This window comes from Prauserella halophila, assembly GCF_024171895.1.
GTDB lineage: Bacteria > Actinomycetota > Actinomycetes > Mycobacteriales > Pseudonocardiaceae > Prauserella > Prauserella halophila.
Window position 1 is genome coordinate 982,737 of sequence record NZ_JAMTCQ010000008.1, and the last position, 20,636, is coordinate 1,003,372.

The following is a 20,636-nucleotide window of genomic DNA, read 5'->3' on the forward strand; positions in this document are numbered from 1 at the left end:
CTGCACTCGGGCAACGCCGACCCACTCGGCCATGGACACGGCTCCCCGTCCGGAACACGCAACACGGCAGCCTGGATGCACAACACGGCGACGTGGAACCGCAACACAGGCCCCGGAATCCGCAACACGGCCACCGGAGACCGCAACACGGCCACCCGAGGATGCAACACGGCGACGGGCTCGGCACGAACGCAGAACACGCGTGTCCCGATGCAGAACACGCGTGTCCGAGTGCAGGACATGCGCGGGAGGGTCGGGAGGAGTTATGCCGTGGCGGCGATCTTCGCGCTGCCGAGGACGACGTCGCCCGCCTCGGAGTCGGGGCGGTAGAGGACCGCGACCTGCCCCGGGGCGACACCCGTCAACGGTTCGCGCAGCGACATCCGCACCGCATCGCCGTCGGCCTCGGCCACGGCAGGCGCCATCCCGCCGTGCGCCCGCACCTGCACGACGCACTCGGTCGGACCGGGCAGCGGCTGCTCCGACGGCCAGATCGCGCGGTCGGCGTCGATCGTGGACACCGACAGTTCCTGCGACGAACCGACCTCCACCGTTCCGGAGACCGGCTCCAGCGACAGCACGTACCGCGGCTTGCCGTCGGCCGCGGGCGCGTCGATGCCGAGGCCCTTGCGCTGGCCGACCGTGAAGCCGTGGACCCCGCTGTGCTGGCCCAGCACGGCACCGGTCTCGGCGTCGACGAGGTCGCCGGGCCGCTCCCCCAACCGGTCGTCCAGGAACTTCTTCGTGTCGCCGTCGGGAATGAAGCAGATGTCGTGGCTGTCGGGCTTCTCGGCCACGGCCAGTCCCCGCTCGGCGGCCTCGTCGCGCACGTCCGGCTTGCGCGAGGCGCCGAGCGGGAACATCGCGTGCCGCAACTGCTGCGGCGTCAGCGAGGCCAGCACGTACGACTGGTCCTTGTGGTCGTCGGCGCTGCGGCGCAACTCCGGCACCCCGCCGGAGACGGACAGGCGGGCGTAGTGCCCGGTGCACACCGCGTCGAAGCCGAGCGCGATCGCCTTCTCCAGCAGCGCCTCGAACTTGATCTTCTCGTTGCAGGTGACACACGGGTTGGGTGTGCGTCCCGCCGCGTACTCGCCGACGAAGGTCTCCACGACCTCCTCGGTGAACCGCTCGGCGAAATCCCACACGTAGAACGGGATGCCGAGGATGTCGGCGGCCCTGCGGGCGTCGCGGGAGTCCTCGACGGTGCAGCACCCGCGGGCCCCGGTACGGAGCGTGCCGGGCTTCGCCGACAACGCCAGGTGTACGCCCGTCACGTCGTGTCCGGCCTCGACGGCACGCGCCGCCGCCACCGCCGAGTCCACGCCCCCGCTCATCGCGGCCAGTACGCGCATCGGCTCATGCCTCCTGCTTCTGCTTACGCATGCCGGCGAGGCCCGCCTGGCGTGCCCTGTCGACGGCACCGCGCAGTTCCCGCGCGAGCGCGTCGACGTCGTCCTGGGTGGATGTGTGGCCCAGCGAGAACCGCAGCGAACCGCGGGCCGCCGTGGCATCGGCGCCCATCGCGGTCAGCACGTGGCTCGGTTCGGCCACGCCCGCGGTGCACGCCGAGCCGGTGGAGCACTCGACGCCTTTCGCGTCGAGCAGCATCAGCAGGCTGTCGCCTGCGCACCCCGGGAACGTGACGTGCACGATCCCGGGCAGCCGGTCCGGCGACCCGGCGGGCAGGCCGTTCAGCACGGCGTCCGGTACCTCGGACTGCACCGCGGTGATCAGCTCGTCGCGCAGCTTGGCCACGCGGTCGGCGACCTCCCTGCGATGCTCGACGGAGGCCCGCACGGCCGTGGCGAACGCGTGGATGCCCGGCACGTCCAGCGTCCCGGACCGCACCTCACGCTCCTGTCCGCCGCCGTGGATCAGCGGAACGGCCGGGGTCGCCCGGTCCAGCAGCAAGGCACCGACGCCGTACGGCCCGCCGATCTTGTGCCCCGTGAGCGTCAGCGCCTGCGCGCCCGAGGCGGCGAATCCGACCTCGACGCCCCCGACGGCCTGCACCGCATCGGTGTGCAGCGGGACGTCGTACTCGGCGCAGACGGCCGCGAGCTCGGCGACCGGGTTGACGGTGCCCACCTCGTTGTTCGCCCACATGACGGTCGCGAGCGCGATGTCGGAATGGCCCTGTTCGAAGGCGGCGCGCAACGTCTCGGGCCGCACCCGGCCGTGGTCGTCGACCTCCAGCCAGGTCAGCTCGGCGCCCTCGTGGTCGGCCAGCCAGTGGACGGCGTCGAGCACGGCGTGGTGCTCGACGGCACTGAGCAGGATCCGGCGGCGCGCCGGGTCGGCGTCCCTGCGCGCCCAGAAGGTGCCCTTGACGGCGAGGTTGTCGCTCTCCGTCCCGCCGCCGGTGAAGACGACCTCGGACGGCCGTGCGTCCAGCGCCTCGGCCACGACCTCCCTGGCCTCCTCGACGACGCGCCGTGCCCGGCGCCCCGAGGAATGCAGCGATGACGCGTTGCCCACGGTGGACATCGCGTCGCTCATCGCCGCAATGGCGTCCGGCAACATGGGGGTGGTCGCCGCATGGTCGAGGTAGGTCATCGCCTCACCAGGGTAGTCGGGCCCTCACGGCGAACGCTGCGGCGTCGCTCACGGACCGCTCACAGGTCCGCTTCCAGGTCCGTTCCCAGGTCCGTTCCCAGGTCATTGCCCTGCCGTCGCGCACCGGCCGACGTGCCGCCCACCACGGCCAGTGCCGTCAGCGACGCGGCGAGCACCACGATCGGTGTACCGGGCGCCGCTGCCGACCCGAGCACGCCGAGCAGCACCCCGCCGAAGCCGATGACCAGCGCCGATGTCACCCAGTCGCCGAGCTGCATGGCCGAGCTGGCGAACCCGCGTTCCGATTCGTCGGCCCGCCGCAGCATCAGAACCTGCACCGACGGGAAGGCCATGCCCATCCCCGCACCGCCGACGACCGCCGCCACGAACGCCACCCATCCGGGGCATCCCGGCAACGCGACGCAGCCGAACAGCGCCACCCCCGTTCCGACCAGCGCGAACCCGGTCCGCACCAGCCGGTCGCGGTCCCAGCCCGGGAACCGACCCTGCAGCGCCGATCCCACCGACCAGCTCAGTGCCGTGACGGTCAGCGGCAGTCCCGCCAGGGCGGGGCTGTAGCCGTGTACGGCGGTCATCGTCAGGGGCAGGAACGCCTCCATGCCGGCGAACGTGCCCGCCAGCAACGCCCGCGAGCGCACCAGTCCGCCCAGTCCGCCGCGGTCGGTCAGCGTCCCGGCAGGCAGCAGCCTGCGCAGTGCGAACCCGACCGCGACCAGGCCCGCTGCGCCGTAGCCGAGCGCGAGCGGCGACGGATGCTGGGCGGCCCACGTCAGCGCGGCCACCCCCACCGCGACCGTGACGGCGGCGGGCACGCTCGCCGCGCGCCGGGTCGGCGGCGGACGATACGCCGCGATGCGGCGCACCACCGGCACCAGCAGGGCCAGCCCCACGACGACGAGCGGCACCAGCCCGTAGAACACCCACCGCCAGCCGACGGTGTCGGTGACCAGCCCCGCGATCGACGGCCCGATCACCGCGGGCAGCACCCACGCCGCCGCGTTGGCGGCGTAGATCACCGGCCGTTCCTCGTCGGTGAACACGAGCGCGATCAACAGCGACGTGGCGACCAGCACGGTGCCGGTACCGAGCCCCTGCAGGAACCGCCCCGTCAGCAGCACGGCCATGTTCGGCGCGAACCCGGCCGCCAGCAGGCCCACCAGGAACACCACCGGGCCGCCGAGCAGCGACGGCACCGGACCCCGGCGGTCGCACACACGACCGGACAGCACCGTCGCCACCACGCTGGCGACCAGGAACGAGGTGAACGGCCACGAGTACAGCGCCCCGCCGTCGAGGTCGGCGACCATCGTCGGCATCGCGGTCGCGACCCCGAGGTTCTCGAAGGCCATCAGCGTGACCAGCAGCAGCACGCCCGCCGTGGTCGTCCGGTGTTCGGGGCTCCACAGCACGCTCCGGCGCCGGGGCGAGGACTCCACGTGCTGCCGGCCTGGGTCGGTCGTCGTCATGACAGCAACGATGCAACCTCAAGCATACTAGAGGTCCAGTCCCGGACGTCGACCGTTCCGTCGCCGACACCCGGCCGCGCCGGCACCGCTCCGCCGGCACCGGGACGTCCTCGGCGCCGGAACGCGGGCCGAAATCACCGAAACCGCTCGTACGGCGGGGTGTGCCGTCGTAGCCTGCTCCGGTGGACACCTTCCCCGTCGCGGCGGCGTGCGCCCGCGAAGGCATCGCCGGCCTTCCGGTGCAGCCGATGCCCACCGGTTCACTGCCGGTCTTCGCGGTCGGAGACGACCTCGTCCTGAAGGCCTACCCGGCCGATGACGTCGACGAGGCGCTCACCGAGCTGGCGGCCCTCAGGGCGGTCGACGGCAAGCTCGACGTCGCGACTCCCCGGGTCGAGAGCGAGGGGGAGATCGACGACTGGCGGTACGTCGTGATGCGGCGTCTTCCGGGCGTGGACCTCGCGACGGCCTGGCCTTCGATGTCCACATCGGACCGCGTGCTCCTGATGCGCCGCATCGGCCGACTGCTGGCACAACTCCATACCGTCCCACCACCGGAGCTGTGGCCCGCCGACTGGGCCCGGTTCCTCACGGATCGCCGCAGCGAGGTGATGGCCCACCAGGGCGGTCTCGGTCTGGACCGGCACTGGCGCGAGCAGATTCCCGGCTTCCTGGACGCGGTGGACCTCGACGCGGTGGACCTGGGCGCGGCGACACCGGTGCTGCTGCACACCGAGGTCATGCCGGAACACGTGTTCGTCGACCCCGACACGTGCGCCCCCACGGGGCTGCTCGACTTCGAACCCGCCATGCGGGGCGCACCGGAGTACGAGTTCTCGGCGGTCGGCGTGTTCCTCGCGGCAGGCGACACGGCGCTGCTGCGGGAGCTGCTGCTCGGGTACGGCTACGCCGCGAGCGAACTCGACGACGCTCTCGCCCACCGGCTGCTGGCCTACACACTGCTGCACCGGTATTCGAACCTGTCGACGTACCTGCGGCTCCTGCCCGCCCCCGACGACCCGACGCTGTCGTCGCTGGCCCGCCGCTGGTTCCTGCCTGCCTGAACTGACCCGGCATGGCCCGGCATGGCCCGACACGGCCAATCCCGAGCGCCACCTCCGGGTCGAGATCCCCGACTACGAGCACCGCCATGGCCTTTTCGGTCGAAAGGGTCGAGCACTCGAGCACCGAGATCGTCAGCGCATTCCGTCGCCTCCTCCCTCAGCTCTCCGCCAGGACATCGGACACCGGCTCAGTGGTTGATCAACGAGCGCGGGGATGCAAGGCTCGAATCCGTCCGCAACGGAGCGCGACGCGGCCGCGGTTGCCGGCTGCCGCGCGATGAACCTGGAGCTCGCCGATGACCGAGTGCCCGCCCGTGGCCTCACCCACTGCGCCCCTGCCCGGTGCCGTGACCCCGCCCAGGAGGAGGTGGGCAGCATGACCGAGTACCTGAACGAGACCGTGTTCACCTGGGGTGCGACACCGCTGAAGTTCGGCGCGGGCGCCGTGGACGAGATCGGCTGGGACCTCGCGCAACTGGGCGCCCGGCGGGTACTGATCATCACCGACCCGGACGTCGCCGCCACCGGGGTGCCGCAGCGCGTGGCCGATGCCGCCAAGGCGGGCGGGCTCACCGTCGAGATCTACGACCGGGTGCACGTCGAGCCGACCGACCGGAGCGTCCGCGACGCGGTCGAGGCCGCGAGCGAGTCCACGTGGGACGGTTTCATCGGCGTCGGCGGCGGTTCGGCCATCGACACGGCCAAAGCGGTCAACCTCCTCACGACCTACCCGGCCGACCTCGACGACTACGTCAACAAGCCGATCGGCAGGGGCAAGGCACCCGACGGTCCGCTGAAACCGCTCGTCGCGGTCCCGACCACGGCGGGAACCGGCTCCGAGACGACTCCCGTGTGCGTCATGGACTTCCTCGACCTGCAGGTCAAATCCGGGATCAGCCACTCCCACCTGCGGCCGAACCTCGCCGTGATCGACCCGCTGCTGACGCTGTCCATGCCGCCGGAGGTCACCGCGGCCAGCGGGATGGACGTGCTGTGCCACGCCCTCGAGTCCTACACCGCACGCCCGTTCCACTCGTTCCCCCGACACACTCCGGAGACGCGGGTGGCCTACAACGGCTCGAACCCCATCTCCGACGCCTGGACCGAACAGGCGCTGCACCTGTTGGCGCGCTCGTTCCGCAAGGCCGTCCTCAACGGCGGCGACCTCGAGGCCCGCACCGACATGATGCTCGCGGCGACGTTCGCGGGGATGGGCTTCGGCAATGCGGGCGTGCACGTGCCGCACGCGTGCGCGTATCCGATCGCGGGCAGGGTGCGCGAGTACCGGCCTGCGAACTATCCGCAGGAGGTCGCGCTCGTGCCGCACGGCGAATCCGTCTCGCTGACGGCACCGGCGGCGTTCCGCTTCACCTTCCCCACCGACCCGGGCAAACACCTGCGCGCGGCCGACATCCTCGATCCGCGTGCGCAGCAGGCCACCGCCGACGAGCGCGAACGGCTGCCCGCGGCGCTGACGTCGCTGATGCGCGACATCGGTGTCCCCAACGGCCTGTCCGGCGTCGGCTACGGTCGTTCCGACATCGGCGCGCTCGTCGAGGGAACGATGCAGCAGCAGCGGTTGCTGGCCGTCGCACCCCGAACGGTGCACGACGAGGACGTCGAAGCGGTTCTCACCGAGTCGCTCGAGAATTGGTAGGCCACAGGCGCCTACGGTGGGCGCCGTGAGCGATCCCGTGAACGAAGCCGCCGCAGCGCCCGCCGACCCGCCCCGCCCCGACGCGCCGCAGCCCGACACGGCACGGGCCGACGCCGAGTGGCTCGCCGCCCGGCTCCGCGCCGCCGTCACCGGCGACGTCGAGGCCGATCCGACCGCCCGCGCCGTGTTCAGCGTGGACGCGTCGAACTACCGCCACGTGCCGCGCGCGGTGGTCTTCCCCCGCGATGCCGGCGACGTGCACGCCGTGCTGCGCGTGTGCCGCGAGCTCGGCGTGCCGATCACGGCGCGCGGGGCGGGCACCAGCATCGCCGGGCAGGCCGTCGGCGAGGGCGTCGTGCTCGACCACACGCGGTACATGAACCGCATCCTCGACCTCGACCCCGAGACGCGGACGGCGCGCGTGCAGCCCGGCGTCGTGCTGGACACGCTGCGCGCCGAGGCGGCCCGGCACGGGCTCACGTTCGGGCCGGACCCGTCGACGCACAGCCGCTGCACGCTCGGCGGCATGATCGGCAACGACTCGTGCGGTTCGCATTCGGTGGCGTGGGGCCGCACGACGCACAACGTCGTCGCGCTCGACGTACTGGCCGCCGACGGCACGGCGATGACGTTCGGCCCCGGCGAGGCGCCCGACAACGCCCACACCCGGGCGCTCAAGGCACTCGTCGACGACCACCTGGCCACGATCCGGCAGGGATTCCCGTCGCTGCCCCGCCGCGTGTCCGGCTACGCGCTGGACCGGCTGCTGCCGGAGAACGGTTTCGACGTCGCCCGCGCCCTCGTCGGCAGCGAGGGCACGTGCGCGCTGCTCACCGAGGCGACCGTGCGCCTGGTGCCCGCACCCGCGGCCCGCGTACTGCTCGTCGCCGGCTACGCCGACGACGTGGCCGCCGCCGATGCCGTGCCCCACGCCCTGCCGCTCGAACCCCTCACGCTGGAGGGCATGGGCTCGGACATGATCGACGCCCTGCTGGTGCGCGGCCGCAGGCCCGCCGCGCTCGACCGGCTGCCCGAGGGCGGCGGCTGGCTGTTCGCCGAGATCGGCGGCGACGACATCGCCGACGCGCGGGCGCGCGCGGAGCGGGTCGCCGCCACGCTGGCCGACGAGACGGGTGCGACGACGTCGATCGCCGACGATCCGGCCGAGCAGAAGCAACTGTGGTCGATCCGCGAGGCCGCATCCGGCATCGCGACCCGCATCCCGACGCCGGAGGGCAGCGCCGAGGCCTGGCCGGGCTGGGAGGACGCCGCGGTGCCGCCGGAGCGGCTCGGGTCCTACCTGCGGGAGTTCCGGCGGCTGCTCGCCGACCACGGGCTGCGCGGCATTCCCTACGGCCACTTCGGCGAGGGCTGCGTCCACGTGCGCATCGACTTCACGCTCACCGACGACGACGGCCGCGCCCGGTTCCGTTCGTTCATGGAGGACGCGGGCGATCTCGTCGTCGCGCACGGCGGTTCGCTGTCCGGTGAGCACGGCGACGGGCAGGCGCGCGCCGAGCTGCTGCCGCGCATGTACTCGCCGGAGATCCTGCGCCTGTTCGAGGCGTTCAAGGCCATCTGGGATCCCGGCGACCTGCTCAACCCGGATGTCCTGGTGCACCCGCGCCCGATGGACGCCGACCTGCGGTTCGACGGTCCGGTGCGCGAGCTGCCGCTCACGCTGAAGTACCCGCACGACGGCGGCAGTCTCGCCGTGGCGGCGCGCCGCTGCGTCGGCGTCGGCAAGTGCGTCGACACCTCGACCGGGGTGATGTGCCCGAGTTACATGGCCACGGGGCGCGAGGAGCACTCCACGCGCGGGCGCGCCCGGTTGCTGTCGGAGATGATGCGCGGCGAGACGATCACCGACGGCTGGCGTTCCACCGAGGTACGCGACGCGCTCGACCTCTGCCTGGCGTGCAAGGGATGCCTGTCCGACTGTCCGGTCAATGTGGACATGGCCTCGTACAAGGCGGAGTTCCTGCACCAGCACTACCGGCGCCGCATCCGGCCCGCGTCGCACTACTCGCTCGGCTTCCTGCCGCTGTGGTCGCGGCTCGCCTCGGTGGCGCCGCGGGTGGCCAACGCGGTGCTCGGGTCGCAGCGCCTGTCGCGGGCGCTGAGCCGGCTCGGCGGCGTCGCACCGGAACGCTCGCTGCCCCGCTTCGCCCGCCGCACGCTGCGCACCCGCCTGCGCAGCCGCGCGAAAACCATGCCGCCCACGTTCACCCGTCCCCGGGTCGTGCTGTGGCCGGACACCTTCACCGACCACTTCTCCCCCGACATCGGCCTCGCCGCGGCCCGCGTGCTCGACCACGCGGGATTCGACGTCGTGCTGCCCCGCTCGTCGGTCTGCTGTGGACTGACGTGGATCTCCACCGGCCAGCTCGGCATCGCCCGCACGGTGCTGCGCCGGACGCTGACGGTGCTCGGCCCGGAGATCGCCGCGGGCACGCCGATCGTCGCGCTGGAGCCGAGCTGCTTGGCGGTGCTGCGCCACGACATCCACGACCTGTTCGACGCCGCCGAGATCGACGGCGGCACCGGGGACGGGATCAACGCCCTCACGCTGGCGGAGTTCCTCGAGCAGTACGCCCCCGACGTCGACTTCCCCGAGCTCGGCTCGGACGGGCCCGTGCCGGCGATCACCCAGCAGCACTGCCACCAGCACGCCGTCGCGGGCAACGCCGCCGACCAGCGGGTGATGGCCAAGGCCGGGATCTCCTGCCGCACGCTCGACTCCGGCTGCTGCGGCCTGGCCGGCAACTTCGGCATGGAGCAGGGCCACTACGACGTGTCCGTCGCCGCCGCCGAGCGGGCACTCGTCCCGGAGGTGGAAGCCGCGTCCGGGGACACGCTCGTGCTCGCCGACGGGTTCAGCTGCCGCACCCAGATCGCGGACCTGACGTCGCGGCGTGCGCTGCACCTGGCCGAGATCCTCGACCGAGCCCTGGGCGGCCGTGGCCACCGGCCGTCCCGGTGACCGGAACAGTCCTCTTGCCGGCGCCCGTCGCGGACCCCGACCGTGAGCCCATGGACGCCATCGACGACGCCACCACGGCAGACCTCGCGAAACGCCTGCGGCGGGCCTACGAGACGGGTACGCCCACCGACCCGATCGTCGAGGCCCGTCCGGAACTCACGGTCACGGACGCCTACCGGATCCAGCAGGAGCAGGTCCGCGGCTGGGTCGAGGCAGGCGAGATCGTCAAGGGGCACAAGGTGGGCCTGTCCTCGCCCGCGATGCAGCAGCAGATGGGCGTCGACCAGCCGGACTTCGGCCATCTCACGAGTGGCATGTTCCACCTCGAGCACCAGCCGATCACGGCGGCGTTCCTGCAACCGCGCATCGAACCCGAGGTCGCGTTCGTCCTCGGCAGGGAGCTGACCGGGCCCGGCGTCACGGTGGCCGACGCGGCGAGGGCGGTCGAGTTCGTGCTGCCCGCGCTCGAGATCGTCGACTCGCGCATCCGGGACTGGCGCATCTCGATCGTCGACACGGTCGCCGACAACGCCTCCTCCGGCGGTGTGGTGCTCGGCACGAAGCCGACTCCGCTGCCGGCCGTCGACCTGCGGCTGATGGGCTGCAGTCTGTACGTCTCGGGCGAGCTGGCGGCCACCGGAACGGGCAGCGCGGTGCTGGGCTCGCCGCTCAACGCCCTCGTGTGGCTGGCCAACACGATCGGCCCGCTGGGCATCTCGCTCGAACCGGGGCACGTCGTGCTGCCGGGAGCGATGACGCCGGCCTTCTCCGTCGGGCCCTCGGAGACCGTCGTCGCCCACATGAATGGTCTCGGAGACGTCACGGCCACCTTCGGTGCCGACACTGCGTCACCCTGGTCCGCACCGGCGAAATGACCATCCTTTTCGCAGGTCACAGCAGATGACCCGGGATCAGTCAGTTGACGGATCGGACGTCAATCCCGCAGTGTTGTATCCCACGAGCGCTCACTGAGAAGTCCCGACAACGGCGATTTCACATTACTGTCATAAGACCGGTTCAATCCCGGGATGTTCAGCGCGCGCCGCACGCGGCAGGCGAACCCTGCCCGGGTACGGCGCGTGTCTGCGCACCAGCGCCGTTCGCCACAACGAAGAACTGCGCGCGAGGGCTCATTCGAGCCCGACAGGCCCACACAACGGCGTGTGGTCAACGTTTCGGTGCCATGCCCGCCGCCGGAAGGTGGACGGGACGCCATCGACGAGTCCCCTACTGACCATCGCATCACCAGACCGGACCGTTAGCCGACCGGATCACACCGGCCGGCTGGCAGCGCGGCCTGGCGGTGCCGAGCCAAGGAGGGCGGCAAGCCGTGACCCGCCACGCCCCGCGTAAGCCGAACACCGGTCTCTACGACGAGAGCCACGAGCACGACGCCTGTGGTGTCGCTTTCGTCGCCGATCTGTCCGGCCGTCCCGACCACGAGATCGTCCGTCAAGCGCTGGTTGCTCTGGGCAACCTGGAGCACCGTGGCGCGCGCGGCGCCGAGACCGAGACCGGCGACGGCGCCGGCATCCTGATCCAGATCCCGGACGCGTTCTTCCGCGAGGTCACCGACTTCGAGCTGCCCGAGCCCGGCGCGTACGCCGCCGGCACGGCGTTCCTGCCTACCGACGAGGCCGCCCGCGACAAGGCGATGTCGGCCATCGAGCGCATCGCCGCCGAGGAGAACCTGCGCGTGCTCGGCTGGCGCGACCTGCCGGTCGACGCCGAGCACGTCGGCCCGAGCGCCCGCGAGGCGATGCCGTACTTCGCCCAGGTGTTCCTCGGCGCGCAGCGGGACGTCGAGGACACGCTGGCCGGGCTCGAACTCGAACGCGCCGCGTTCGTCGTGCGCAAGCGTGCCGAGCACCAGCTCGAGGACTCCGGGGTGTACTTCCCGAGCCTGTCGGCGCGCACGATCGTGTACAAGGGCATGCTCACCGAGCCGCAGGTCCCGAAGTTCTTCCCGGACCTGACCGACGAGCGCGTCGTCAGCGCCATCGGCCTCGTGCACTCGCGCTTCTCCACGAACACGTTCCCGTCGTGGCCGCTGGCACACCCGTACCGGTACGTGGCGCACAACGGCGAGATCAACACGCTCAAGGGCAACCGCAACTGGATGGACGCCCGCGAGTCCCAGCTCGACACCGACCTCATCCCCGGGCCGCTGCGCCGGATCTACCCGGTCATCACCCGCGGCGCGAGCGACTCGGCGTCGTTCGACGAGGTGCTCGAGATGCTGCACCTCGGCGGCCGGTCACTGCCGCACGCGGTGCTCATGATGATCCCGGAGGCGTGGGAGAACCATGCCGAGATGGACGCGGCCCGCCGCGCGTTCTACGAGTTCCACGCCACGATGATGGAGCCGTGGGACGGCCCGGCGCTGGTCTCGTTCACCGACGGCACGCAGATCGGCGCCGTGCTCGACCGCAACGGCCTGCGGCCCGCGCGGTACTGGATCACCGACGGCGGCCTCGTCGTGCTGGCCAGCGAGGCCGGCGTGCTCGAGTTGGACCAGTCGTCGATCGTCCGCAAGGGCAGGCTCGAACCGGGCCGCATGTTCCTCGTCGACACGGCCGAGGGCCGGATCGTCGACGACGACGAGGTCAAGGGCCAGCTCGCCGCCGAGAACCCGTACGCCGAGTGGCTCGATGCGGGCAGGCTCAAGCTGGCCGACCTGCCCGAGCGGGAGCGTGAGGTGCCCACGCACGCCTCGCTCGTGCGCAGGCAGCAGGCGTTCGGCTACACGGCCGAGGAGCTGGACGTGCTGCTCGAGCCGATGGCCCGCACCGGCGCCGAGCCGATCGGGTCGATGGGCAACGACTCCCCCGTGGCGCCGCTCTCGAGCGGCCAGCGTCCGATCTTCGACTACTTCACGCAACTGTTCGCCCAGGTGACGAACCCGCCGCTGGACGCCATCCGCGAGGAGCTCGTCACCGCGCTGGGCACGCAGCTCGGCTCGGAACCGAACCTGCTCGAGGCCGGCCCCGAGCACGCACGCAAGATCGTCCTGTCGTTCCCGGTGCTCGACAACGACGACCTGGCCAAGCTGGTCCACGCCAACGACGACGGCACCCTGCCCGAGTACTCGTCGTACACCGTGCACGGCACCTACGACGTGGCGGGCGGCGGCGAGGCGCTGCAGCGCAGGCTCGACGAGATCCGCACCGAGGTGTCCCGGGCGATCTCCGACGGCGCGCGGCTGATCGTCCTGTCGGACCGCGGGGTGGACCCGGGTCAGGCGGCGATTCCGTCGCTGCTGCTGACCGGCGCGGTGCACCACCACCTGGTGCGCGAGAAGAGCCGCACCCAGGTCGGGCTGATCGTCGAAGCCGGCGACGCCCGCGAGGTGCACCACATCGCGCTGCTGATCGGCTACGGCGCCGCTGCGGTGAACCCGTACCTGGCGATGGCCACCGTCGAGGAGCTCGCCGAACAGGGGCGCGTGGCCGGGGTCAGCGCCAAGGAGGCCACGACCAACCTCATCAAGGCGCTCGGCAAGGGCGTCCGCAAGACGATGTCGAAGATCGGCGTGTCCACGGTGGCCTCGTACACCGGTGCGCAGATCTTCGAGGCGATCGGCCTCGGCTCCGACGTCATCGACACGTGCTTCACGGGCACCACGTCGCGGCTCGGCGGTGTCGGCTTCGACGTGCTGGCCCGCGAGGTCACCGAGCGGCACCGGCGCGCCTTCCCCGCCGACGACGTGCGGCCCAGCCACCGCGAGCTCGCCACCGGCGGCGACTACCAGTGGCGGCGCGAGGGCGAACCGCACCTGTTCAACCCGCAGACGGTGTTCAAGCTGCAGCACTCCACGCGGGCGGGTAAGTACGAGATCTTCAAGGAGTACACCAAGTCCGTCGACGAGCAGGCCGAGCAGCTGATGACGCTGCGCGGGCTGTTCAAGTTCAAGGAGGGCGAGCGGCCGCCGGTGCCGATCGAGGAGGTCGAACCGGTCTCGGAGATCGTCAAGCGGTTCGCCACGGGCGCGATCTCGTACGGGTCCATCTCGGCCGAGGCGCACGAGACCCTCGCGATCGCGATGAACCGGCTGCAGGGCAAGTCCAACACCGGTGAGGGCGGCGAGGACGCCGAGCGCCTGTACGACCCGGAGCGCCGCAGCGCGATCAAGCAGGTCGCGAGTGGACGGTTCGGCGTGACGAGCGAGTACCTCGTCAACGCCGACGACATCCAGATCAAGATGGCGCAGGGCGCCAAGCCCGGTGAAGGCGGGCAGCTGCCCGGCGGCAAGGTGTACCCGTGGATCGGCAAGACCCGGCACTCCACGCCGGGTGTGGGGCTCATCTCCCCGCCGCCGCACCACGACATCTACTCGATCGAGGACCTCAAGCAGCTGATCCACGACCTGAAGAACGCCAACCCGGCCGCGCGCGTCCACGTGAAGCTCGTGTCCGAGGTCGGCGTCGGCACGGTCGCCGCGGGTGTGTCGAAGGCGCACGCCGACGTCGTGCTCATCTCCGGTCACGACGGCGGCACGGGCGCGTCCCCGCTGTCGTCGATCAAGCACGCGGGCGGCCCGTGGGAGCTCGGCCTGGCCGAGACGCAGCAGACGCTGCTGTCGAACCGGCTGCGCGACCGGATCGTGGTGCAGACCGACGGTCAGCTCAAGACGGGCCGCGACGTGCTGATCGCGGCGCTGCTGGGTGCCGAGGAGTTCGGCTTCGCCACCGCACCGCTGGTGGTGTCGGGCTGCATCATGATGCGCGTCTGCCACCTGGACACCTGCCCGGTCGGCGTGGCGACGCAGAACCCCGCGCTGCGGGAGAAGTTCAGCGGCAAGGCCGACTACGTGGTGAACTTCTTCGAGTACATCGCCCAGGAGGTGCGGGAGTACCTGGCGGCGCTGGGTTTCCGGTCGATCGCCGAGGCCGTCGGCCACGCGGAGCTGCTCGACACCCGCGACGCCGTCGACCACTGGAAGGCCGAGGGCCTGGACCTGTCACCGATCTTCGAGGTGCCGGAGATCGAGCCGGGTGCCGCCCGGCACCAGGTCGTCGCGCAGGATCACGGCCTGGACTCGGCACTCGACAACACGCTGATCCAACTGGCCGAGGGCGCGCTGCGTTCCGGCGACCACGTCACGCTCGACCTGCCGGTGCGCAACGTCAACCGGACGGTCGGCACCATGCTCGGGCACGAGCTGACCAAGCAGTGGGGCGGCGAGGGCCTGCCCGACGACACGATCGACGTCACGTTCACCGGCACGGCGGGCCAGGCGTTCGGCGCGTTCGTGCCGAAGGGCATCACGCTGCGGCTGCTCGGTGACGGCAACGACTACGTCGGCAAGGGACTGTCCGGCGGGCGCATCACCGTGCGGCCGCCCCAGGACTCGCCGGTCGTGGCCGAGGAGCACATCATCGCGGGCAACGTCATCGGCTACGGCGCCACGGGCGGCGAGCTGTTCCTGCGCGGCAAGGTCGGCGAACGGTTCTGTGTGCGCAATTCCGGCGCACTGGCCGTCGTCGAGGGTGTCGGCGACCACGGCTGCGAGTACATGACCGGTGGCCGCGTGGTCGTGCTCGGGAGGACGGGCCGCAACTTCGCCGCGGGCATGTCCGGTGGCGTGGCCTACGTGCTCGACCTCGACCCGGTCCGCGTCAACGGCGAGATGGTCGATCTGGAAGGACTCGACGAGGAGGACGTCGAGGTCCTGCTCGAAGCGGTCGAGAAGCACTACACCGAGACCGGGTCGGCCGTGGCGCACACGTTGCTCACCGACTGGGAGTCCGCACTGCCGCGGATCACGAAGGTCATGCCCAAGGACTACAAGCGTGTTCTGCAGGCGAGCGCTCAGGCCGAGCGCGACGGCAGGGACGTGAACGAGGCGATCATGGAGGCGGCTCATGGCTGACCATCGCGGAGTTCACGGAGCAGCAGTCATGGACGCCGACCGGGCGTGGGTGTCCCACAAGACAATGGAGGCGGCTCATGGCTGACCCCAAGGGTTTTCTGAACACGCAGCGGGAGACACCGAAGTCTCGTCCCGTCGACATCCGGATCAAGGACTGGCGTGAGGTCTACGAGGACTTCGACCGTACGAAGCTGAAGGACCAGGCGGGCCGCTGCATGGACTGCGGCATCCCGTTCTGTCACCAGGGCTGCCCGCTGGGGAACCTGATCCCCGAGTGGAACACGCTGACGTGGCGGGACGACTGGGCCGACGCGATCGAACGGCTGCACGCCACGAACAACTTCCCCGAGTTCACGGGCACGCTGTGCCCCGCGCCGTGCGAGACGGCGTGCGTGCTGGGCATCAACGACGACCCGGTGACGATCAAGCGCGTCGAGATTTCGATCATCGACCGCGCCTGGGAGGAAGGCTGGGTCACACCGCAGCCGCCGACGACGAAGACGGGCAAGACGGTCGCGGTCGTCGGCTCGGGTCCGTCGGGCCTGGCTGCCGCCCAGCAGCTGACACGCGCGGGCCACGACGTGGTCGTGCTCGAGCGGGCCGACGCGATCGGCGGGCTGCTGCGGTACGGCATCCCCGAGTTCAAGATGGAGAAGCACCGCCTCGACCGTCGTCTCGACCAGATGCGCGCGGAGGGCACCGAGTTCCGCACGAACGTCGACGTCGGCGTGGACGTCACGGCCGACGAGCTGCGCTCGCAGTACGACGCGGTGGTGCTGGCCGGCGGCGCGACGGCGTGGCGGGACCTGCCCGCTCCCGGCCGGGACGCCACCGGCGTGTACCAGGCGATGGAGTACCTGCCGCCCGCGAACAAGGTGGCCAGCGGGGAGCTGGACGTCTCGCCGATCGACGCGGCGGGCAAGGACGTCGTGGTGATCGGCGGCGGCGACACCGGCGCCGACTGTGTGGGCACGGCCCACCGGCAGGGTGCGAACTCGGTGACGCAGCTGGAGATCATGCCGAAGCCGCCAGAGTCGCGGTCGGAGGCCCACCCGTGGCCGACGTACCCGATGATCTACCGCGTCTCCTCGGCCCACGAGGAGGGTGGCGAGCGGCTGTACTCGGTGAACACGCAGGAGTTCGTGGCCGACGCCGACGGGAACCTGCAGGCCCTGCGGATCGCCGAGGTGCAGCGCGGCGACAGCGGCGGTTTCGAACCGGTCGAGGGCACCGAGCAGGACCTGCCCGCGCAGCTGGTGCTGCTGGCCATGGGCTTCGTCGGGCCGCAGCAGGCCGGGCTGGTCGAGGACCTGGGCGTCGAACTGGACCAGCGTGGCAACGTCGCGCGGGACGAGTCGTTCCGGACCAGTGTGGACAACGTGTTCGTCGCCGGTGACATGGGCCGGGGTCAGTCGCTGATCGTGTGGGCGATCGCCGAGGGCCGTTCGGCGGCCGCTGGCGTCGACGCGTACCTCACCGACCGGGACATGCTCCCGACGCCGATCGCACCGACGGACCGGCCGCTCTCGTAACCCCTGCCGGCGCGCACCGGCGCGGTGCAGCTGCGCAACGGCGGCGCGGTGCAACGACATAACGGCATAACGGAGCAGCGGCGCAACAGAACAGCGGCGCAGCTCGACACCACGCGGCGGGTGGGTGGGCGTTCCCGACGGAGCGCACGCCCACCCGCCGCGTGTTCTGCACTCATGCCCGCGTGTTGCGCTTTCCGGGGCCCGTGTTGCGTTCCCCGGGGCGCGTGTTGCGTTCCCCGGGGCCCGTGTTGCGCTTTCCAGGGTCCGTGTTGCGCTTTCCGGGGCCCGTGTTGCGCTTTCCGGAGCCCGTGTTGCGTTCTCCGGGGGCGTGTCCCCCGTCGGCACGCTGTCAGGAGGCGGCGGCCGACGATGTACGGCTGCAGAACACGCGGGGCTGAGTGCAGAACACGCGCGAGGACGCAGTCGCGCGGCAGCGCGGCAACGCGACATTGGGGGCCGGTGGTCGGGCGACGGGTGGGCGCAGTCACGCGGGCCACACCACACCGCGTTGACTTTCCGCGCCGGGCGGGCCTAGCCTCGAACGGCTCATGCGATGGTGGCTGGAAGCCGGTGAGAACCCGGCACGGTCGCGCCACTGTGATCGGGCACGTGCCCCGTAGTCAGACCCAACGCCATCGCCACCGTTCCGATCGGGCCGCGACAAGCCCAAGGAGGTTCAGCGATGTCACAGCCGAACGTCGTCTCCATCCCACGCACCGGCGCCGTCCCCCGCCCCGATGCCATCCGCATTCCCCTGCGCGACATCGTGCCGTGGGCGATCTTCACCACCCTGCTCGCGCTGCTCGTGCTCTTCTTCGTCAGCACCGAGGCGGGCGCCGTCTCGCTCGTGTCCGACGGTCTGGTGCACGAGTTCGTCCACGACGGCCGGCACCTGCTGGCCTTCCCGTGCCACTGACCGGCCGGGGGTCACCATGATGAGGACCTTGCTGGTCCGCGGCATGCTCGCGGGCCTTGCCGCCGGTCTGCTCGCGGCCGCGTTCGCCTACGTCGTGGGCGAACCGCCGGTCGGCGACGCCATCGCACTCGAGGAATCACACGCCACCGCATCTCATGGCGACGCTGCCTCGCACGACGATACCGCCTCGCGCGGCGACACGGCTCACGCGGAATCCCACACTCACGCCGGATCGCCCGGCCACGCGTCGGAATCCGGTGCTGCGCCCGAATCCGGTGGCGTGCCCGAGTCCGGAGAGGACGGAGGACACGAACACGGTGACGACGCGCTCGTCGGCCGTGGGGTACAGAGCACGATCGGCCTCGCCACCGGTGTGACCGGGTATGCCGTCGCGGTGGGCGGGCTGTTCGCGATCGCGTTCGCCGTGGCGCAAGGCCGCGTGACCACGCTGCGGCCCCGCGTGTCGGCCGCGCTGCTGGCCGCAGGCGGGTTCGCGGTGGTGGTGCTGGTGCCGTTCCTGAAGTATCCGGCGAATCCGCCGGCGGTGGGCCAGGCGGGCACGATCGAGGATCGCACCGCGCTCTACTTCGGATTCCTGGCACTGTCGGTGGCGACCGCGATGGTGGCGGTCGCCGCAGGCCGAGCGGTGGCCGACCGCTCCGGCGCCGCGTGCGGCGGGCTGCTGGGCGTGGGCGGATACGTCACCGTCATGACCATCGCCGCTGCCCTACTGCCCGCGGTCGACGAGGTTCCGGACGGCTTCCCCGGCTCGCTGCTGTGGGACTTCCGGCTCGCCTCGCTCGGCACGCAGGCCGTGCTCTGGTGCGCGCTCGGTCTCGGGTTCGCAGTACTCGCCGAGAAAGCACTGGGACCCGAGACGGCACCGAGCCCCGAGAAGGCACCGGGACAGGCCCGTGACGGCGCCCCGAAGGCGGCGCGTCAGTGACGCCGCGCCGCGGCGACCCCGGCGGTGACGACGAGCGAGACCAGCCCGACGAGTCGCGACAGGCGCACGGACCGTGCCAGATCGGCAGCTCCCGGCGACGGTCCGGCGCCGAGCGTGCCACGGTTCTCGGTGCGCCCGCCGTAGACGTTGGTTCCGCCCAGCCGCACGCCGAGCGCGCCGGCGAACGCGGCCTCGACGGGACCGGCGTTGGGGCTCGGGTGCCGGTGGGCGTCGCGGCGCCACGCCCGGATCGCCGCGCCCGGCCTCCGGCCGAGACCGGGTGCGGCGACGGCAGCGGCGAGGGCCGACAGCCGCGACGGGACGAGGTTGGCGACGTCGTCGGCGCGTGCCGCCGCCCAGCCGAACCGTTCGTACCGGGCGCAGCGGTGCCCGACCATGGCGTCGAGCGTGTTCAACGCGCGGTAGCCGAGCAGCCCCGGCAGGCCGGCGAGCCCGCCCCACACGAGCGGGGCGACGACCGCGTCGGACGTGTTCTCGGCGATCGACTCGGTCGCGGCGCGGGCGAGCCCCGTCGCGTCGAGCTCGGTGGCGTCGCGTCCGCACAGGTGCCCGAGACGTACGCGCGCCTCCGGCAGCTCGCCCGCCGCCAGGTGCCCGGCCATGACGTCGCCTTCGCGGGCCAGGCCGGTGCCGCCGAGGACGGCCCACGTCGTGGCGGCCGTGGCGGCGAACCGGGCCAGCGGCCTGCGCCGGGTCGCGGCCGACACGATCGCGCCGGCGGCCGCTGCGCCGCCCGCGCACACTCCCGCGTACACGGCACCGCGCACGCGGGAGTCGGCCCACATGCGCCGCTCGAGCGCGGCGGCCGCGGTACCGAACAGGGCGACGGGATGCCCCCGCCGGGGGTCGCCTGCGACGACATCGGCCGCATACCCGGCCACAATCCCGGCAGCGGTGACAGCTTGAACACGGACCACAGCGCTCACCCTAACGAGTGGTCCAGAATGCCCTGCATGACGAACGATCCGAAGCGGCGCCTCGCCGAGTTCGCGGCAGGCCGACTCGAAGCCGCGGCCTCCGCACTGCGCGGCCGCCGGGCCCCGGTGCAGCGGGCCAACGACGTCGAGGGCGGCAAGACGCTCGTGCTCGGCGGCGTCCGGTCGGGCAAGTCCCGCTACGCCGAACAGCTCGTGGGCAGATATCCCGGGGTGACCTACATCGCCGCGGGCATGCCCCCGAGCGACGACGACCCGGACTGGAGCGCCCGCGTGGCGGCCCACCGCGCACGCAGACCGTCACACTGGGCCACGGTGGAGACGGGCGACGTCACGGCCGCCCTGCGTGACGCCGATTCCCCGGTGCTCATCGACTGCCTCGGCACGTGGCTGACGCGCGTGCTCGACGAGTCCGGCGCGTGGGAACAACGCGACGGCTGGCAGCAACGCGTGGACGAACGGCTCGGTGCGTTCGCCGACGCGTGGCGGCAGGCCAGCGTACCCGCCGTCGCGGTGAGCAACGAGGTCGGCAGCGGCGTCGTCCCCGCATCGGCGTCGGGACGCATCTTCCGGGACGTGCTCGGCGCACTGAACACCACCGTGGCCACGCATTCCGACGCGGTTCGGCTGATCGTCGCCGGCCGTGTACTGACGCTGGAATAGG

At 71.7% G+C, this 20,636-nt stretch carries 13 protein-coding genes and 1 riboswitch; of the genes, 9 read left to right on the forward strand and 4 right to left on the reverse strand.

Annotated features, from left to right (window positions below):
* Nucleotides 1-263 precede the first annotated feature (263 nt).
* From mnmA to LY41_RS04860, 3 genes are read right to left on the reverse strand one after another with little or no spacing between them, the layout of a single operon-like run.
* Nucleotides 264-1,355 (reverse strand): tRNA 2-thiouridine(34) synthase MnmA, encoded by a 1,092-nt coding sequence (gene mnmA / locus LY41_RS04850; protein ID WP_253862577.1) that lies wholly within the window; start codon nt 1,353-1,355, stop codon nt 264-266.
* Between the two features lie 4 nt (nt 1,356-1,359).
* Entirely contained in the window at nt 1,360-2,559 is a 1,200-nt protein-coding gene (locus LY41_RS04855) for a cysteine desulfurase family protein (RefSeq protein ID WP_253862578.1), read from the reverse strand.
* 59 nt (nt 2,560-2,618) lie between these two features.
* Nucleotides 2,619-4,046 (reverse strand): MFS transporter, encoded by a 1,428-nt coding sequence (locus tag LY41_RS04860; RefSeq protein ID WP_253862579.1) that lies wholly within the window; start codon nt 4,044-4,046, stop codon nt 2,619-2,621.
* Nucleotides 4,047-4,228: 182 nt separating this feature from the next.
* Here LY41_RS04860 and LY41_RS04865 point away from each other — a divergent pair, with 182 nt between their 5' ends.
* The 8 genes from LY41_RS04865 (at nt 4,229) to LY41_RS04900 (ending at nt 19,016) form a co-directional block, all read left to right on the forward strand.
* The gene (locus tag LY41_RS04865) at nt 4,229-5,110 is read left to right on the forward strand and encodes a phosphotransferase family protein (RefSeq protein WP_253862580.1); all 882 of its coding nucleotides are present in this window, start codon (nt 4,229-4,231) and stop codon (nt 5,108-5,110) included.
* Nucleotides 5,111-5,486: 376 nt separating this feature from the next.
* Nucleotides 5,487-6,767, forward strand: a complete 1,281-nt coding sequence (locus LY41_RS04870; protein WP_253862581.1) for a hydroxyacid-oxoacid transhydrogenase — start codon at nt 5,487-5,489, stop codon at nt 6,765-6,767.
* Between the two features lie 25 nt (nt 6,768-6,792).
* Nucleotides 6,793-9,750: an FAD-binding and (Fe-S)-binding domain-containing protein gene (locus tag LY41_RS04875; RefSeq protein ID WP_372493091.1), complete on the forward strand. Its 2,958-nt coding sequence runs from the start codon at nt 6,793-6,795 to the stop codon at nt 9,748-9,750.
* Nucleotides 9,751-9,800: 50 nt separating this feature from the next.
* Nucleotides 9,801-10,625: a 2-keto-4-pentenoate hydratase gene (locus LY41_RS04880; protein WP_253862582.1), complete on the forward strand. Its 825-nt coding sequence runs from the start codon at nt 9,801-9,803 to the stop codon at nt 10,623-10,625.
* Nucleotides 10,626-11,080: 455 nt separating this feature from the next.
* Nucleotides 11,081-15,622, forward strand: a complete 4,542-nt coding sequence (gene gltB, locus LY41_RS04885) for a glutamate synthase large subunit (protein ID WP_253862583.1) — start codon at nt 11,081-11,083, stop codon at nt 15,620-15,622.
* Between the two features lie 77 nt (nt 15,623-15,699).
* Nucleotides 15,700-17,154, forward strand: coding sequence for a glutamate synthase subunit beta (locus LY41_RS04890; protein WP_253862584.1), 1,455 nt, complete (start codon nt 15,700-15,702; stop codon nt 17,152-17,154).
* A gap of 550 nt (nt 17,155-17,704) precedes the next feature.
* Nucleotides 17,705-17,793: riboswitch (adenosylcobalamin (AdoCbl) riboswitch) on the forward strand.
* Nucleotides 17,794-17,836: 43 nt separating this feature from the next.
* Nucleotides 17,837-18,070 carry a CbtB domain-containing protein gene (locus tag LY41_RS04895; protein WP_253862585.1) on the forward strand — a complete coding sequence of 78 codons (234 nt, stop codon included), beginning with the start codon at nt 17,837-17,839 and terminating at the stop codon, nt 18,068-18,070.
* 16 nt (nt 18,071-18,086) lie between these two features.
* Entirely contained in the window at nt 18,087-19,016 is a 930-nt protein-coding gene (locus LY41_RS04900; protein ID WP_253862586.1) for a CbtA family protein, read from the forward strand.
* Here LY41_RS04900 and LY41_RS04905 read toward each other — a convergent pair.
* The gene (locus LY41_RS04905; protein WP_253862587.1) at nt 19,010-19,954 is read right to left on the reverse strand and encodes a cobalamin biosynthesis protein; all 945 of its coding nucleotides are present in this window, start codon (nt 19,952-19,954) and stop codon (nt 19,010-19,012) included. The two genes, LY41_RS04900 and LY41_RS04905, sit on opposite strands and share 7 nt — an antisense overlap.
* A 36-nt stretch (nt 19,955-19,990) precedes the next feature.
* Between LY41_RS04905 and LY41_RS04910 the strand changes: the two genes are divergently transcribed.
* A complete protein-coding gene (locus LY41_RS04910; protein ID WP_253862588.1) occupies nt 19,991-20,635 on the forward strand; it encodes a bifunctional adenosylcobinamide kinase/adenosylcobinamide-phosphate guanylyltransferase in 645 nt (214 codons plus the stop codon).
* Nucleotide 20,636: the final 1 nt, after the last annotated feature.

Bases quoted from the DNA above. Each gene is read 5' to 3' on its own strand.
- LY41_RS04910 (WP_253862588.1), top strand. From the start codon at position 19,991: ATGACGAACGATCCGAAGCGGCGCCTCGCCGAGTTCGCGGCAGGCCGA.
- LY41_RS04870 (WP_253862581.1), top strand. From the start codon at position 5,487: ATGACCGAGTACCTGAACGAGACCGTGTTCACCTGGGGTGCGACACCG.
- LY41_RS04890 (WP_253862584.1), top strand. From the start codon at position 15,700: ATGGCTGACCCCAAGGGTTTTCTGAACACGCAGCGGGAGACACCGAAG.
- LY41_RS04895 (WP_253862585.1), top strand. From the start codon at position 17,837: ATGTCACAGCCGAACGTCGTCTCCATCCCACGCACCGGCGCCGTCCCC.
- LY41_RS04900 (WP_253862586.1), top strand. From the start codon at position 18,087: ATGATGAGGACCTTGCTGGTCCGCGGCATGCTCGCGGGCCTTGCCGCC.
- LY41_RS04880 (WP_253862582.1), top strand. From the start codon at position 9,801: ATGGACGCCATCGACGACGCCACCACGGCAGACCTCGCGAAACGCCTG.
- mnmA (WP_253862577.1), bottom strand. From the start codon at position 1,355: ATGCGCGTACTGGCCGCGATGAGCGGGGGCGTGGACTCGGCGGTGGCG.
- LY41_RS04855 (WP_253862578.1), bottom strand. From the start codon at position 2,559: ATGACCTACCTCGACCATGCGGCGACCACCCCCATGTTGCCGGACGCC.
- LY41_RS04860 (WP_253862579.1), bottom strand. From the start codon at position 4,046: ATGACGACGACCGACCCAGGCCGGCAGCACGTGGAGTCCTCGCCCCGG.